15 protein-coding genes and 1 riboswitch are annotated in these 14,229 nt (G+C 58.2%); of the genes, 12 read left to right on the plus strand and 3 right to left on the minus strand.

All coding sequences use genetic code 11. The annotated features are described in order from the left end of the window. On the plus strand, nt 1-666 hold the full coding sequence (locus ACR0CA_RS07105; protein ID WP_170785901.1) for a D-lyxose/D-mannose family sugar isomerase: 666 nt from the start codon (nt 1-3) through the stop codon (nt 664-666). 5 nt (nt 667-671) lie between these two features. Here the strand turns inward: ACR0CA_RS07105 and ACR0CA_RS07110 are convergent, their stop codons facing one another. Further along, nucleotides 672-1,685, minus strand: a complete 1,014-nt coding sequence (locus tag ACR0CA_RS07110) for a LacI family DNA-binding transcriptional regulator (protein WP_480503771.1) — start codon at nt 1,683-1,685, stop codon at nt 672-674. A 219-nt stretch (nt 1,686-1,904) separates the two neighbouring features. Between ACR0CA_RS07110 and ACR0CA_RS07115 the strand changes: the two genes are divergently transcribed. The 7 genes from ACR0CA_RS07115 (at nt 1,905) to ACR0CA_RS07145 (ending at nt 7,936) form a co-directional block, all read left to right on the plus strand. Continuing rightward, on the plus strand, nt 1,905-3,209 hold the full coding sequence (locus ACR0CA_RS07115; RefSeq protein ID WP_480897952.1) for an extracellular solute-binding protein: 1,305 nt from the start codon (nt 1,905-1,907) through the stop codon (nt 3,207-3,209). Between the two features lie 72 nt (nt 3,210-3,281). Continuing rightward, nucleotides 3,282-4,163 carry an ABC transporter permease subunit gene (locus ACR0CA_RS07120; protein ID WP_170773471.1) on the plus strand — a complete coding sequence of 294 codons (882 nt, stop codon included), beginning with the start codon at nt 3,282-3,284 and terminating at the stop codon, nt 4,161-4,163. 11 nt (nt 4,164-4,174) lie between these two features. Next, nucleotides 4,175-5,068, plus strand: a complete 894-nt coding sequence (locus ACR0CA_RS07125; protein WP_480897954.1) for an ABC transporter permease subunit — start codon at nt 4,175-4,177, stop codon at nt 5,066-5,068. An 11-nt stretch (nt 5,069-5,079) separates the two neighbouring features. Continuing rightward, nucleotides 5,080-6,126 (plus strand): ABC transporter ATP-binding protein, encoded by a 1,047-nt coding sequence (locus tag ACR0CA_RS07130; RefSeq protein ID WP_170773458.1) that lies wholly within the window; start codon nt 5,080-5,082, stop codon nt 6,124-6,126. Next, nucleotides 6,123-7,121: an endonuclease/exonuclease/phosphatase family protein gene (locus tag ACR0CA_RS07135; protein ID WP_480897956.1), complete on the plus strand. Its 999-nt coding sequence runs from the start codon at nt 6,123-6,125 to the stop codon at nt 7,119-7,121. Before ACR0CA_RS07130 ends, ACR0CA_RS07135 begins: the two co-directional genes overlap by 4 nt. A 92-nt stretch (nt 7,122-7,213) precedes the next feature. Continuing rightward, nucleotides 7,214-7,456 (plus strand): hypothetical protein, encoded by a 243-nt coding sequence (locus ACR0CA_RS07140; RefSeq protein ID WP_480897957.1) that lies wholly within the window; start codon nt 7,214-7,216, stop codon nt 7,454-7,456. Between the two features lie 9 nt (nt 7,457-7,465). Further along, a complete protein-coding gene (locus ACR0CA_RS07145) occupies nt 7,466-7,936 on the plus strand; it encodes a phage holin family protein (RefSeq protein ID WP_480503765.1) in 471 nt (156 codons plus the stop codon). A 1-nt stretch (nt 7,937) separates the two neighbouring features. On the opposite strand, the gene ACR0CA_RS07150 is transcribed toward ACR0CA_RS07145, so the two are convergent. Together ACR0CA_RS07150 and ACR0CA_RS07155 are read right to left on the minus strand one after the other, a co-directional pair. Continuing rightward, the gene (locus ACR0CA_RS07150; RefSeq protein WP_170789985.1) at nt 7,938-9,110 is read right to left on the minus strand and encodes an acetate/propionate family kinase; all 1,173 of its coding nucleotides are present in this window, start codon (nt 9,108-9,110) and stop codon (nt 7,938-7,940) included. Further along, nucleotides 9,103-10,497: a bifunctional enoyl-CoA hydratase/phosphate acetyltransferase gene (locus ACR0CA_RS07155; RefSeq protein WP_480897958.1), complete on the minus strand. Its 1,395-nt coding sequence runs from the start codon at nt 10,495-10,497 to the stop codon at nt 9,103-9,105. The genes ACR0CA_RS07150 and ACR0CA_RS07155 overlap by 8 nt, the downstream gene beginning before the upstream one ends. A 237-nt stretch (nt 10,498-10,734) precedes the next feature. After that, a riboswitch (cobalamin riboswitch) is annotated at nt 10,735-10,934 on the plus strand. Nucleotides 10,935-11,036: 102 nt separating this feature from the next. On the opposite strand from ACR0CA_RS07155, the gene ACR0CA_RS07160 reads away from it, so the two are divergent. From ACR0CA_RS07160 to ACR0CA_RS07175, 4 genes are read left to right on the plus strand one after another with little or no spacing between them, the layout of a single operon-like run. Then, on the plus strand, nt 11,037-11,381 hold the full coding sequence (locus tag ACR0CA_RS07160) for a DUF1636 family protein (RefSeq protein WP_170785883.1): 345 nt from the start codon (nt 11,037-11,039) through the stop codon (nt 11,379-11,381). Then, complete coding sequence (locus tag ACR0CA_RS07165) at nt 11,378-12,184, plus strand: ABC transporter ATP-binding protein (RefSeq protein WP_170773444.1); 807 nt, start codon at nt 11,378-11,380, stop codon at nt 12,182-12,184. Before ACR0CA_RS07160 ends, ACR0CA_RS07165 begins: the two co-directional genes overlap by 4 nt. After that, nucleotides 12,181-13,128 (plus strand): ABC transporter substrate-binding protein, encoded by a 948-nt coding sequence (locus ACR0CA_RS07170; protein WP_480859071.1) that lies wholly within the window; start codon nt 12,181-12,183, stop codon nt 13,126-13,128. Before ACR0CA_RS07165 ends, ACR0CA_RS07170 begins: the two co-directional genes overlap by 4 nt. A gap of 1 nt (nt 13,129) precedes the next feature. Continuing rightward, complete coding sequence (locus tag ACR0CA_RS07175) at nt 13,130-14,143, plus strand: FecCD family ABC transporter permease (RefSeq protein ID WP_170773440.1); 1,014 nt, start codon at nt 13,130-13,132, stop codon at nt 14,141-14,143. Nucleotides 14,144-14,229: the final 86 nt, after the last annotated feature.

Consider the following 14,229-nt stretch of genomic DNA (forward strand, 5'->3'; position numbering starts at 1 on the left):
ATGAAACGTTCCGAAATCAACGAGATCAAATCCGCAGCCGAGGCGTTCATTCATTCCTTTGGTGCGGTTCTGCCTCCTTTCGCAACATGGTCGCCTGAACAGATGCGCAGCGCTCGGGCCGATGGCATTCGCGCGCGGGGATTGGGCTGGGATATCACCGATTACGGTCAGGGCCGATTTGATGAGCTTGGATTGTTCTTGTTTACACTGCGCAACGGCGATGTCACGGACCTGAGCAAAGGGCGCGGTATGCTTTATGCGGAAAAACTGCTGGTCTCGCGGGACAAACAACTCTCACCTATGCACCGCCATATCGTGAAGGCCGAAGACATCATCAACCGGGGCGGCGGTGATCTGGTGATGGAGATCTATGCCTCGGACACGGATGGCGGCATCGATCGCGACAACCCGGTCATTGTACCAAGCGACAACTGCCCGGTCACGATCCAACCCGGTGAACTGTTGCGCCTGAAGCCCGGTGAAAGCGTGACATTGATGCCGGGTATCTGGCATGCCTTTTGGGCGGAGAAAGGCGATTGCCTGATAGGCGAAGTCTCAACCGTCAACGATGACCGAACCGACAATGTGTTCGAGGACCCAATTCCGCGCTTTGCCACGATCGAGGAAGATGCCGCGCCCGATTTCCTGCTGGTGGCCGATTACTGAAAATCTCAATGCGTGCCGCGGGGCACGAAGTGAGGTTTAATCAGAATTGTTTCGCTGGCTTTCAAAGGGTTCTTAAGCCGTTTCTCCAAAAGTTGGATGACGTGCTCGACGGCTTCGTCGATCGGATTGCAAACCGTTGACAGATCGAATGTTGGCCAGCCAGCCATCTCAATATCATCGAACCCCACAACTGACAGGGTTTCTGGAACTGATACTCCCAAGTCTCGGGCCGCTGTCAAAGCCCCAATCGCGGTTGCATCATTGGCACAAATCAATGCATCCAGCGAATGCATGGTCAGCAGGCGGGTGGCCGCCCTGTGGCCGGCGTCGACAGTGAAGTCGCCGTCGGTTTCGGCAACCAGCGAAAGCCCAGCCTCAGCCAAACTGTCCAGTACCCCAGCCCGGCGACCGCTAGAAGAGGAGAAAGCCTCGGGGCCACCGATATAGCCGAATTTCTTTCTTCCCTTTTCGATCAGAACCCGAGTGGCAATCCGGGTGCCCTCGGCGTTTCGACAACAAACATTGTCAACACCCTGGGCCTCGACGACGCGCCCAGCGGAAATCATTGGAACCCCGATCTTGCTGCATTGCGTGACGACTTCGGCCTGCATACTTCCACCACGCAGGATCAACGCGTCCAACGGGTAGCGCAAGACTTGCTGAATTGCCTTTTCCGCAGACTGATCGCCGCCGTCGATCAGGATCGGCCATTTGTTCAGCGCGTTCAATTGCCCAACCAAAGCCATTACGAACTCGGTGTCATAAGCACTGCGCATATTTCCGACAAAAACAGCGACAAGATGCGAGCGACCATCTTTCAGCCCTGCCGCCAGCGCATTGGGCTGATACCCCATCTGCGCCGCGACCTCATGTATCTTTTTCCGCTTATCCGCATCCAGATAGGCGCCAGGTGTGAACGCGCGTGACACAGACGACCGCGATACACCTGCCGCTTCGGCCACAATCTGGGCAGTCACCCGCCGGGGTCGCGGGGTGTTATATTCATTGTCACTGCTCACGCACTAGCTGTCCTCTGTTTCTGAATAATTTGTCAATAATGCAAAAAATCTTTCACCGAACTGTCACATGCAAAGCGTATGTGACCACGTGTGCACAAGAAGTGCATCACGAATGGGATTCGCCCTATTTGTGCAGATTTTTGACGCTGCCTGGGGCTTCGGCCCCGCAACCTGGTGCGCTGACCAAAACCTTGGTCCGCGGCCAAACCGGAGAGAGACATGACCAAGCTGACCTTCAGCGCTACCGCCGCCGCGCTCGCCTTTACTGCGACCGCAACTTTTGCCGAAACCGAGATCACATGGTGGCACGCAATGGGCGGCCAACTGGGTGAAACCGTCAACAAGATTGCCGAAGATTTCAACGCCTCGCAGGACGATTACAAGATCACTCCGGTCTACAAGGGCAGCTATGAAGAAACACTGACCGCAGGTATCGCCGCCTTCCGTGCGGGCGAGCAGCCCAACGTCATGCAGGTCTTCGACGCCGGTGCCGCCACCGTGATCGGAGCCAAGGGAGCAACTATCCCCGTTCAGGATCTGCTGGCCGATAATGGCGTGAATTTCGACATCAACGACTACATCGCCGGTGTGCGGTATTTCTATGCCGACAGCGACGGCAAGATGATCGGCATGCCCTTCAACTCGTCCACGCCAATCCTGTATTTCAACGTGGACGCGCTGGAAGCTGCAGGTGTCACTCCGCCGAAAACCTGGGAAGAGTTCCAGACAACCACTGCTCCTGCGCTGAAAGACGCGGGCTACATCGCGCTCAGCCAGTCGCACCTGCCCTGGATTTTCACCGAAAACTTCATGTCGCGCCACAACCTGCCGTTTGCCACCAACAACAATGGCTATGACGGCATCGACACGCAGATCCTGGTGAACAATGACGCCATCAAGGCCCACTTCACCGCCGTGACCGATTGGAAAGACGAAGGTCTGTTCGAATGGTATGGTACCGGCTGGGGCGACAACGCCAAGCCGTTCGAAGAAGGCAAAGTCGCCATGTGGCTGGGTTCGTCGGGCTCTTTTGGTGGCCTCCTGCAAAAAGACCTGCCGTTCGAATTCAGTGCAACCGAGCTGCCCTATTGGGAAGCCGTGACCGCCGAGCCTACCCAAACCTTCATCGGTGGCGCCGCTTTGTTCGCAATGTCCGGCAAATCGGACGACGAGAACAAGGCCACGGCTGAGTTCTTCCGCTTCCTGACCGCGCCTGAAACCCAGTACTTCTGGCACCAGGAAACCGGATACGTACCGATCACCGAAGCCGCATATGAGGTTGCCAAGAAAGACGGCCATTATGACCGCTTCCCGGCCGCCAAAGTTGGTGTGAACCAGTTGCAGGCTAAGGCGGGCGACAACACCAAGGGCTACCGCATGGGCTTTTACGTCCAGATCCGCGACATCATGAACCGCGAATATGGACGTATCCTGACTGGTGAAACCGACGTCGAGACCGCCTTCAAAACAATCGAAAAAGAAGCCAACGAACTGCTGGCACGCTTTGGTAAGACCCAGGGTTAATCCCCGTTATCACCCCCTGGATGGTCGCGCCTCCGGGTGCGACCATCGCTCATTATTCGCACGGAACCATTCATGAAACGCGCGGGCTTTGACACGATCTGGCTTCCTGTGGCGCTGCTGATGCCGCAACTGCTGATCATTGCCATCTTCTTCTACTGGCCTGCGGGCTGGGCTTTGCAATCCTCGTTCTACTTGCAGGACCCGTTTGGGTTCGGCTCGACCTTTGTAGGGGGGGAAAACTATACCTCGCTGCTGGGCAATGATCAGTACAAGCGCGTGGCAGGGTTCACGATCCTTTATTCGGTGCTTGTGACGTTCTTTTCGCTCGCCATCGCGCTGCTGCTAGCGGTCAAGGCGGACAAGGTAATCCGAGGGGCAAAGACCTATCGCACGCTTCTGATGTGGGTCTATGCCATCGCACCACCTGTGGCCGGGTTTCTGGGCATCCTATTCTTTGATCAAAGCACTGGGCCGCTGACCAAGTTTTTCCAGATGTTCGGCTGGGATTTCAAACTGGGCGTGGACTATAACGCCACGGCCACCGCTATGGTCATCGTGGCCGTGTGGAAGCAGATCCCGGTCAATTTCATCTTTTTCCTCTCGGGCCTGCAATCCATTCCGCGATCCGTGCGCGAGGCGGCGATGATCGACAACCGCTCGGCTACCGGACGGTTCTGGCAGGTGACTTTCCCTCTGCTGGCCCCCACCGCGTTCTTCCTGCTAATCATCAACATCACCTACGCGCTGTTCGACACCTTTGGCGTGATCGACGCGCTGATGAAGGGTGAGCCGGGCAACAACCCGATGACGCTGGTCTACAAGGTCTATCTGGACGGGTTCCGGGGCAATGACCTTGGCGGCTCATCCGCGCAATCGGTGATCCTGATGGTGCTGGTGCTGATCCTGACCGTGTTTCAGTTCCGCCTGGTGGAACGCCGGATTCACTATACGTAAGGGCTTTGGACATGGCTGAGACAACACTCGAAACTCCCGTTGAAACCCATCGTCCCCGCCGCATCAAATGGTGCGCGATCGGCGATCACACCGTCCTGATCCTAGGCGCTTTGCTGATGATGATACCACCGCTGCTGGCGCTGACCACGGCCAGCCATGACGCGGTGACGATCCACCGCGAGGGGTTGCAGCTGACGCTGGGCGACAATCTGGGTAAGAACTTCCATGCCGCCATGTTCGAAAAGGGTGGGTTCACCCAGACGGTGGATGGCACGCTGATGCTGATGAATTCCTTCATCCTTGGCATCGGCTTTGCGATGGGCAAGATTATCATCTCGATGATGGCGGCCTATGCCATCGTCTATTTTCGCCTGCGCTTTGCCACGCTGGCCTTCTGGGTGATCTTCACCACCCTGTTGCTGCCGCTGGAGGTGCGCATCCTGCCCTCATACGAGGCGATCCAGAAACTGGGCCTGACAAACACCTATACCGGTCTGATCGTACCGCTGATCGCATCCGCAACCGGCACGTTCTTTTTCCGTCAGTTCTTCATGTCCGTCCCTGAGGAGCTGGCCGAGGCCGCCCGGATTGACGGCGCAGGCCCATGGAAGTTCTTTGTCGATATCCTTGTACCGCTTAGCCGGACGATGATCGCTGCGATCTTCATCATCATGTTTGTCTTTGGCTGGAACCAATATCTGTGGCCGACACTGATCACGACGGATGAGAGCTTTTTCACCCTGGTCCGGGGCATCAAACAGATCGTGCTGTCCTACACAGATAGTCAGATCCCAGAACACGGGCAGGCATTGGCGCTGGCCATTGTCGCGATGATCCCACCCGTGGCGATCGTCGTCTTTTTCCAAAACTGGTTCGTTAAGGGCCTTACAGAATCCGACAAATAAGGAATACGCGCATGGCTCAGGTTTCATTAGAGGGCATCCGCAAGGTCTATCCCAACGGCTTTCAGGCGGTTCAGACCACCAGCTTCACCATTCAGGACGGCGAGTTTGTCGTGCTGGTCGGCCCCTCGGGCTGTGGCAAATCCACCCTGCTGCGGATGATCGCGGGGTTGGAGGAGATCACCGAAGGTACACTGAAGATCGGCGACCGGGTGGTCAATGACGTGGATCCGGCGGACCGGGACATCGCGATGGTGTTCCAAAACTATGCGCTCTACCCGCATATGACCGTCCGAAAAAATATCGGCTATGGCCTCAAGAATCGCGGCAACCCGGCCTCCGAGATCGCGGCCAAGGTCGAAGACGCCGCCAAGATGCTGAACCTGACCGAATATCTGGACCGCAAACCAGCGCAGCTGTCGGGTGGTCAACGTCAGCGCGTCGCCATGGGCCGCGCCGTAGTGCGTGATCCGGCGCTGTTCTTGTTTGATGAACCGTTGTCGAACCTCGACGCCAAGCTGCGCAACCAGATGCGGATCGAGATTAAGGCATTGCAACGCCGCCTTGGCACCACAGCCGTCTACGTGACCCATGATCAGGTCGAGGCGATGACGATGGCCGACCGGATCATCGTCTTGAACGCTGGCCGGATCGAACAGATCGGCACGCCGTCGGAAATCTACCACAACCCGGCCTCGACCTTTGTGGCCTCATTCATGGGAGCACCGCCGATGAACCTGATCCGGGCTCAGGTCGAGCAAGGCGAGGTGCGCATCAATGGCTATGACGGTCTGATGCCAGCACCTGCTTCGCAAAACGGGCCGGTGACTTTGGGCATTCGCCCCGAGGATGTGGTACTGGACGATCACGGCAACATCCCGTTCCGTGTGGACATTCTGGAAGAGCTCGGCGCCCATCGCCTGTTGCATGGCGTGGTGGGGGAACAACCTTTTTCGGTGATGATCGGCAAGGATGATGCAGCCTCCACCGGGACCGCGACATTGAATTTGAAGCCCGAGGCCCTGCGGCTGTTTGATCCTGAAACGGGGCGCAAACTGTGACGGGGCAAACGTTTGAGACATTGCCCGCCGTGACGCTGGAACAGCGTAACGCGATCTTGGCTGCGCCGCGCACGGCTGAAGCGCATCGCGATTTGCTGTCCAGCCTGCCTGCCATGAATGCCGTGCAAGTTGGAGGCCGTGCTACGTCCACTCATTTGCAAAGCGATTTCACAGTGGCTGCCTGGAATGTGGAACGGTGTCTTTTCCCCGAAGAAACCGCCGCACATCTTGGCAAGGTCTGCCCCGATATCGTCTTGTTGTCCGAGGTCGATCACGGCATGGCCCGCACTGCACAGCGGCATACCACTGAAGTGATGGCCGACGCGCTTGACATGACCTACGCCTTCGGTGTCGAGTTTCACGAACTTGATCTCGGCGGCGCGACCGAGCGGGGCTTTTGCACGGATGACTTCAACAGTCTTGGCTGGCATGGGAACGCAATCCTGTCCTCGGTGCCGTTTGAACGCACGTCACTGATCCGACTGGACGATCACGGCCATTGGTTTGCCTCGGACCCTGGCGCGACGGACCCGGATCAACCGCGGGTCGGCGGTCGCAATGCCATCGCCGCCATTATCCCGGCCACGCAGGGTTCGCTTTGCGTTGTGTCCACTCATCTGGAAAGCAACGCAGATGCAGCGCACCGCCATCAACAGTTCCAACGGTTGTTAGATGAAATCGACGCGTTTGCGCCCGGACTGCCCGTTCTGATCGGTGGGGACCTGAACACGGGCAACCATCTGCCCCCCGATTTTGACTGGCGACGTGAAACCTTGTTTGGGTTGGCCGAACGCCAAGGCTACTCATGGTCTTTCACCGCAGAAGGTCCTACAACCCGACCCAGCCTGATCACTCCGCATCCTGAGCGGGTCATGAAACTGGATTGGCTGGCCGGACGGGGTCTGAAGTGTCTAGACAAAGGCATTCTGACTTCAATCTCGGACGAAGGTACGCCGCTTTCGGATCATGATTGCGTCTGGTGTCGCACAGGCTAAGCAATGGCCCGCTCAACTATCTGGATAAGTCCCTTTTACCGAAACAGAAAAACCGTCTAACATGCGGTTCATCGCGGTAGAGGGACGCAACCATGGTAACAAAAGCAGAATTGGAAGCAGAGGTCGCCGAACTGCGCCGCCAGTTGGCCAAACACGCCAACCCCGAGCCACCCAAGGCCCCGGAACCAGCCGATGCATTCGTCGACAACCTCGGCCATTGGACTGCCCAAATTGATGAAGTTCTGACAGAATTCGAGGATTTGCCGCATAAAAAGCCCATCCTATTCGCCCTTGGCGTCTTTGCGCTTGGGTACATGATCGGTCGATCCCGGTAGGAGCCTGACATGAGCCGCATTTCCCGAAATATCTCGATCATTTTGCGCGCTGAACGGCTGATTGCACAGCGTCAAGTCGCAGTTGCCGCAAAGCGCACAGGCATCTATGCCGCAGCAGGTCTTGCCGTGGGTCTTGCCGCCGTGATGCTGAACGTGGCCGGGTTTTTCTGGCTGTCAGAGACTCTGTCGACGACCTCGGCCGCGCTGATTGTGGCCGGGATTGATCTGGTGGTGGCCGTTCTGCTTGCGGTAGTTGCGAATTCCATGACGGCACAGACAGACACGTCGGATGCCGTCGAACTGCGAGACATGGCTTTGCGAGATATTGAAACCGAAATCCGAGAAAACTTCGCGGATGCGCGCAACGCCGTAACCGGCATTAGGCGCGATCCGCTTGGCACGCTGACACCTGAAATTGTCAGCGCACTTCTTGGGGTCCTGCTGAAATACGCCAAGACCCGTAAAAAGCCGCAGGACTAGGTCACTCCATTAGGTTCGCAGCCGCGCGGGCGATCACCATTTCCTCATTCGTCGGAATCGACAGAATCCGCACGCGGCTGAAATCGGTTGAAAGAACCGTGCCACCATCGGCATTCCGGGCGTGATCCATCTCGATCCCGATCCAACGCATGCCGTCACACACCATCTGCCGGATTGCGGCCGAGTTCTCGCCAACACCACCCGTAAAGACCAGCGCGTCGATCCCTTCCAGTGCGGCTGACAATGCGCCCAATTCGCGGCGTATGCGGAAGACGTAATAGTCAATGGCCTTACGCGCCTCGGACGTGTCAGCGGACAGAAGGGTGCGCATGTCCGACGATATCCCCGACAGACCCAGCAGACCGGATTTGCGATACAGAATCTCGGCAATCTCATCCGCCGACAGGCCTTCCTGCTGCATCATGTAAAGCACAACACCAGGGTCAAGCTGCCCGCTACGCGTTCCCATTGGCAACCCGTCCAGCGCCGAGAACCCCATAGTCGAGGCCACCGCCCGACCACCCGAAACCGCACACATCGAGGCCCCGTTACCCAGATGCGCAATAACCACGCGCCCGTCGTACAAGCCCGGCGCGATCTCTTTCAGCTTTTGCGTTATGTAGTCGTAGCTGAGCCCGTGAAACCCGTACCGTCGTACACCTTTGTTATAGTAGCTCTGCGGCAGGGCGAAGGTGTCGTTGACCCAAGGGTGTGTCCGATGGAACGCCGTGTCAAAGCAGGCGATCTGCGCTGTATCCGGGAAGGCCGCGCTGGCTGCGCGTATCCCTGCAAGACTATAGGGCTGATGCAGCGGCGCGAAAGGTATGAACCCAGACAACGTCTCGACAACCGAGGCGTCAATGCGCACCGGCTCGGAATAAACAGTGCCCCCGTGGACGACGCGGTGCCCGATGGCACGTACATGGATGTCCGGCAGGTATTCCCGCGCCATTTCCAGAAAGGCGTGGATCGCCTCGTCATGGCTTTTGGTGTTGGTCAAAGGACGGTCGATCGAGCGTCCTCCAGCGGATTGGGCCAGCAAACGTGGTGCGTCGCCCAAACGTTCGATCTGGCCACGCCAGCGCATACTGGGGCGATTGCCCTCAACCAGCTCATAAAGCGCGAATTTCAGGGAAGAAGACCCGGCGTTCAGCGCCACAACATGATCAGCCATGGATTTTACCCTTGTTTGCATGCGCATGAAGCGCGGCTACAGCACAGGATGCCAATCGCGAGGCATCATCATCGGATCGTGACGTCAAAATGATGGGAACGGCCGCACCGATCACGACCCCTGCCGCCTCGGCATGAGAGATGAAGGTCAACTGTTTTGCCACCATATTCCCGGCCTCAATATTAGGAGCGACCAGAATATCGGCAGCACCGGCAACCTCTGACGTGATCCCTTTGGTACGGGCGGCGTTCAGATCAACCGCATTGTCCATCGCCAGCGGCCCATCGACCAACCCGCCGGTGATCTGACCGCGCTCGGCCATTTTCGACAGCAAGGCCGCATCGACTGATGACGGCATATGCGGGTTGATCGTCTCAACCGCCGACAACACGCCGACCTTGGGCTGTTCGATTCCCAAAGAATGTGCCAGGTGAATCGCGTTTTGCACGATATCCGCCTTGGTTTCCAAATCAGGCGCAATATTCACCGCCGCATCCGTCACCATGATCGGGCGCGACATGCCCGGAACATCCATTACGAACACATGTGACAGTCGCCGCCCTGTGCGCAGCCCTTTTTCACGACGCAAAACCGCGTGCAGCAACTCATCGGTATGCAGATACCCCTTCATCAGGGTCTGCGCGCGTCCGTCGACTACAAGATCCACGGCACGGTGCGCGGCGATGCCGTGGCTGCGGGCCTCGACAATTTCGATGCCAGACAAGTCGGCCCTCAGCTCAGCGGCAGCAGCGGCGATTTTATCGGGGTCCCCGACGAGGATCGGCGAAATAATATGATTGGCATGCCCCAGCAACGCGCCGCTCAGAGAGTTGGGCTCTTCTGGCGCAACAACGGCGGTTGGCATCGGCTCTAGTGGGCGCGCTTTTTCCAACAGCGCGTCGAAATGGCGGTGCCGCTGCACGATCAGGCCAGGGACCTCGACCGAGTCGAACTCCATATGCGTCGAAGGCGGTGTGACCTGAACGGTGCCGCTGAGAACCAGTGCATTGTCAACGACCCGTCGCACTTCGGCTGAGCAGAGCAGATCACCATCGTCGCGCTTTTCCTCAACAGCGACAAAGGCAGTCAGTTCTTCACCCGCAAGCACCGGGAGGTGGAAGGCCAAATCCGCGCGGCGAGTCTGCGTTCCGGCGCCGGGCATGTAGTTTCCCAGCACGGCTGCGACCAGACCGGCGGGCCACAGCGCGGGTGCGACGGCTTCGGCAAGGCCGTCGCCATCCCCGTCATAGGCTGCCAGATGCAGCGGATTGTGATCGCCCGAGGCCGAGGCAAAAGCATAAAGGTCGTCAACCGTGCACAAGCGGGTCAGTTGTGCCGCGTCGCCAACCTTGAGCTGCTCGAAGGTTTTGTTTTCCTGGATTTTCATAGCGTGCCAACTTTGGTTTTTCGGACGTCTTACCGACTTGGGTCGCGGGTTTAATTGATGCAGGTCAGTTCGGGGTCACAATAGTACGTCCATCACCCTTGAGCCCGCAAAACGGAGCCTCGGCTTTCAAATTTTGCTGCGTCGCAGCATAACTGATTGCCCACTGAGCAGCAATATCCTTTGCGCTGTCTTCACCGGAACGTTGCGGAATCCATATTGACCCATGCTCTGATCTGAGGCAGTGACGCTACGATGGTTCCCGATGCTGCACGCGCGGGATGAAAAGGGAATACGGTAAGGTGCAGACCAAATCCGTAACTGCCCCCGCAACTGTAGGCGGTGAGCGACGCCAATATCCCACTGGCCGGATCAGGTCGGGAAGGGTGGCCAAGCACAGACCCGCGAGTCAGGAGACCTGCCATCTCAAACGCAACCAAACCGGGGCGGGGTGTCCTGGAAAGAGGCTCAATGTCACATCGACCCGATGTCATCAGAACCGTTCCTCTCCCTGCCCGTCTGGCATGCAGGTGGGGCGGAGCATGACGGATCATGTGGTGCTGATCTGCACGACCTGCCAAGGGGCAGAGGCGGCGCTATCGATTGCCGAGGCCCTGCGCGAGCGCCTGCCCGAGGGCTACGGCACACGGATGATCGAGTGTATGGCCGGTTGCGATCACCCACTTACCGTTGGATTTCAGGCGGGTGCGAAAGCACAATATCTGTTTGGCGAAATTCAAACCTCGGCCGATATCGACGCTTTGGCCGCTTTCGCGCGGCAATACCAAAACAGTTCCACAGGTTGGACCAAGGCAACGGATCGCCCCGAGGCGCTGTTGCACAAGACCTTGTCGCGGATGCCGCCCTTGGCGACGGGGGCCACATGACCGAACATGCGTTCCTTCAGGTCAACGGCGTCGGTTATCACGCCTATCACGGCGAAGTTCTGCTTCAGGACATCACCTTTGCGCTTCACGAAGGCGCGGTTCTGGCCATCGCTGGGCCCAACGGCGCAGGCAAGACAACGCTGATGAACCTTCTATGCGGGTCCGAGCATCCTTCGGACGGCAATGTATTGTTCAAGGGGCGAAATTTGCGCAGCATGTCGGCGACCGAGCGTGCGCGGATGATCGCTGTTGTCAGCCAGCAGGAATATCCCGACGGGCGGCTCTCCTTGCGCGAGTATGTAGCGCTGGGACAGATCCCGATCCGGGCTGACCGCTCGGCCGAGGCCCATGCCGCCGATCTTGCGCGAATTTTGGACCTGACCAGCCTGAACGATCTGGCCGACAAGCGCATGGCGGTTCTGTCGGGCGGGGAACGGCAGCGCGCCCATATCGCGCGGGCATTGGCGCAAAACCCGGCACTGCTGTTTCTGGACGAGCCCACCAACCATCTGGACCCGGACGCCAAGGGGCGGATGTTGTCACTGGTGGCCGGGCTGGGAATCACAGTGGTGATGATCGTCCACGATCTGGTCATGATCCCGGAATTTGCGACGCATGTCGCGCTGATGAAATCCACCCGTCTTACCGGGTTCGGACCTGTGGCCGACGTGCTGACCACCGACCGCGTGCGTGACACGTTCGGTGTCGATTACCTGTTTTTCCAGCACGAGGGCCGCTTGATCCCGGCGCTGGACATCCGAAAAACCTCAGTTTCCAACCCTGTTAGGAGCATTTCCGAATGAAACACATCTTGTCCGTGGCGCTGGTTACAGCCATGGCGGGCGGTGCCGCCGCGCATGAAGTTACCGTCGACAATTGCGGCGAACCGCTGGTGTTTGAAACCCAGCCCGAGCGTCTGGTCGTGCATGACATGAACATGACCGACATGGCCTTTGCACTGGGTCTACAAGACAAGATCGTCGGCCTGACCGGGATTACCGGCTGGTACAAAACCAGCCCCGAGTTCGACTCGCTGCGCGGCGATATCCCGGAACTGGCCCCGAAATATCCGACGGTCGAGAACCTGGTGGCCGTTGAACCCGACCTGTTCTTTGCCGGTTGGTACTACGGAATGCGGCCCGGCGGTGATGTGACACCGGAAACGCTGGCGCCCTTCGGGATCAAGACTATGATCCTGTCGGAAAGCTGCGTTCACCTGCATAAGGACCGCCCAAAGGCCAGCATGGACCTGCTGTTTGACGATGTCCTGCGTCTGGGCAAGGTCATGCATGTTGAAGACAAGGCCGAAGCGTTGGTTTCAGGCTGGAAAGACGAGCTGGCCGCGATTGAAGCGAAAACCGCCGATCTGCCGAAACCGCGCGTGTTCCTGCTGGACGGGCCCGCTGATGCGCCCTTCACCGCCGGAAAATACGCCATCCCTGATGCGATGATTGCCGCTGCGGGCGGTCAGAACGTGACCCATGACATGGATACAAGCTGGGGCCGTAGCTCTTGGGAGGCCGTCGCCGCCGCGAACCCCGAGTTCCTGGTGCTGTTGGACTATCAAACCGGAAATGGCGCGGCGGATACGTTCAAATTTCTGCAAGAACACCCGGTGATGTCGCAAACCGATGCGGTCAAAAACGAACGCTGGATCGGTCTGCGGTACGAAGAACTAACGCCGGGACCCGCGAACATTCAGGCGATCTCGAAAATGGCACAGGCCATGCATAAGGGCCTGAACTAATTTGGGCCGTCTGGGGCTGACACTTTTGGTGGGGGCGGTCATTCTGGCCGCCCTTCTTCTGGTTTCAACAATCTACGGAACCACATCCATCCCTCTGTCCGATACATTCAAGGCCATATTGCTGGGCACAGGCCTTGTGGATGGGGACGTGTCGCCCCTGCACCGTATCGTCTTTGACCTGCGCCTGCCCCGCGCGCTGTTTGCGGCCGTGATCGGCGCTGGTTTGGGGATTGTCGGCGTTGTCTTGCAGACAACCACTCGGAACGATCTGGCCGACCCGTTTCTGTTCGGGCTGTCTTCGGGCGCTGCAGCGGGTGCTGTGTTCGTCATCACCGTAACCGGGGACATTCTGGGGTTCTGGACCTTGCCGCTGGCGGCGTTTTGCGGAGGGCTGGTGGCCTCTGGCATCGTGCTGGCTTTGGTACACGGATTGCGGACGAGCGCGCCTGAGAAATTGATCCTAGCCGGGCTTGCGGTGTCCTTCCTGTTCTCAGCCCTAACCAATTACCTGATTTTCGCAGGCGATAACCGTGCTGCCCATTCCGTCATCTTCTGGATGCTTGGCGGTTTGGGTCTGGCGCGATGGGAAACCTTCCCGCTGGTCTGCGCCGGGCTGGCGCTTATTCTGGCCTATGCCCTCTATCGTAGCCGCTGGCTGGATGCGCTGCTGACCGGAGATGTCACGGCAACAACACTGGGCGTTCCGGTTCAGTCGCTACGGTTCAAAATGTTCTTTGTTGCTGCGCTCGCGACCGCCGTTTTTGTGTCGGTCGCCGGTGTGATCGGCTTTGTTGGCCTGATGGTTCCACATATTGCGCGCGGCATCGCTGGTCCTTTGCACAATCACCTTGTCCCGACGGCAGCCGTGGTTGGCGCGGTACTGCTGACCGGGTCCGATATCCTCAGCCGCCTGATGCTTGCCCCGCAAGAACTGCCGGTCGGAATTGTGACGACCTCACTGGGGTCGATTTTCGTTTTCATTCTGCTGCTCAGAACGGCGAAGCCCAAAAGATAAATTGGCTTGTCTTTGTCAGTCCCGACGCTTGCCGGGCTGTCAGCGCACCTGCAACAATTTGACAAAACAGATTTTTTGCATGCATA

The sequence above is a fragment of the Ruegeria sp. F12 genome (assembly GCF_056533885.1).

Coding starts and splice junctions, on each gene's coding strand:
- ACR0CA_RS07105 (WP_170785901.1), top strand. CDS start 1: ATGAAACGTTCCGAAATCAACGAGATCAAATCCGCAGCCGAGGCGTTC.
- ACR0CA_RS07115 (WP_480897952.1), top strand. CDS start 1,905: ATGACCAAGCTGACCTTCAGCGCTACCGCCGCCGCGCTCGCCTTTACT.
- ACR0CA_RS07145 (WP_480503765.1), top strand. CDS start 7,466: ATGAGCCGCATTTCCCGAAATATCTCGATCATTTTGCGCGCTGAACGG.
- ACR0CA_RS07140 (WP_480897957.1), top strand. CDS start 7,214: ATGGTAACAAAAGCAGAATTGGAAGCAGAGGTCGCCGAACTGCGCCGC.
- ACR0CA_RS07125 (WP_480897954.1), top strand. CDS start 4,175: ATGGCTGAGACAACACTCGAAACTCCCGTTGAAACCCATCGTCCCCGC.
- ACR0CA_RS07170 (WP_480859071.1), top strand. CDS start 12,181: ATGAAACACATCTTGTCCGTGGCGCTGGTTACAGCCATGGCGGGCGGT.
- ACR0CA_RS07155 (WP_480897958.1), bottom strand. CDS start 10,497: ATGAAAATCCAGGAAAACAAAACCTTCGAGCAGCTCAAGGTTGGCGAC.
- ACR0CA_RS07165 (WP_170773444.1), top strand. CDS start 11,378: ATGACCGAACATGCGTTCCTTCAGGTCAACGGCGTCGGTTATCACGCC.
- ACR0CA_RS07160 (WP_170785883.1), top strand. CDS start 11,037: ATGACGGATCATGTGGTGCTGATCTGCACGACCTGCCAAGGGGCAGAG.
- ACR0CA_RS07120 (WP_170773471.1), top strand. CDS start 3,282: ATGAAACGCGCGGGCTTTGACACGATCTGGCTTCCTGTGGCGCTGCTG.
- ACR0CA_RS07150 (WP_170789985.1), bottom strand. CDS start 9,110: ATGGCTGATCATGTTGTGGCGCTGAACGCCGGGTCTTCTTCCCTGAAA.
- ACR0CA_RS07130 (WP_170773458.1), top strand. CDS start 5,080: ATGGCTCAGGTTTCATTAGAGGGCATCCGCAAGGTCTATCCCAACGGC.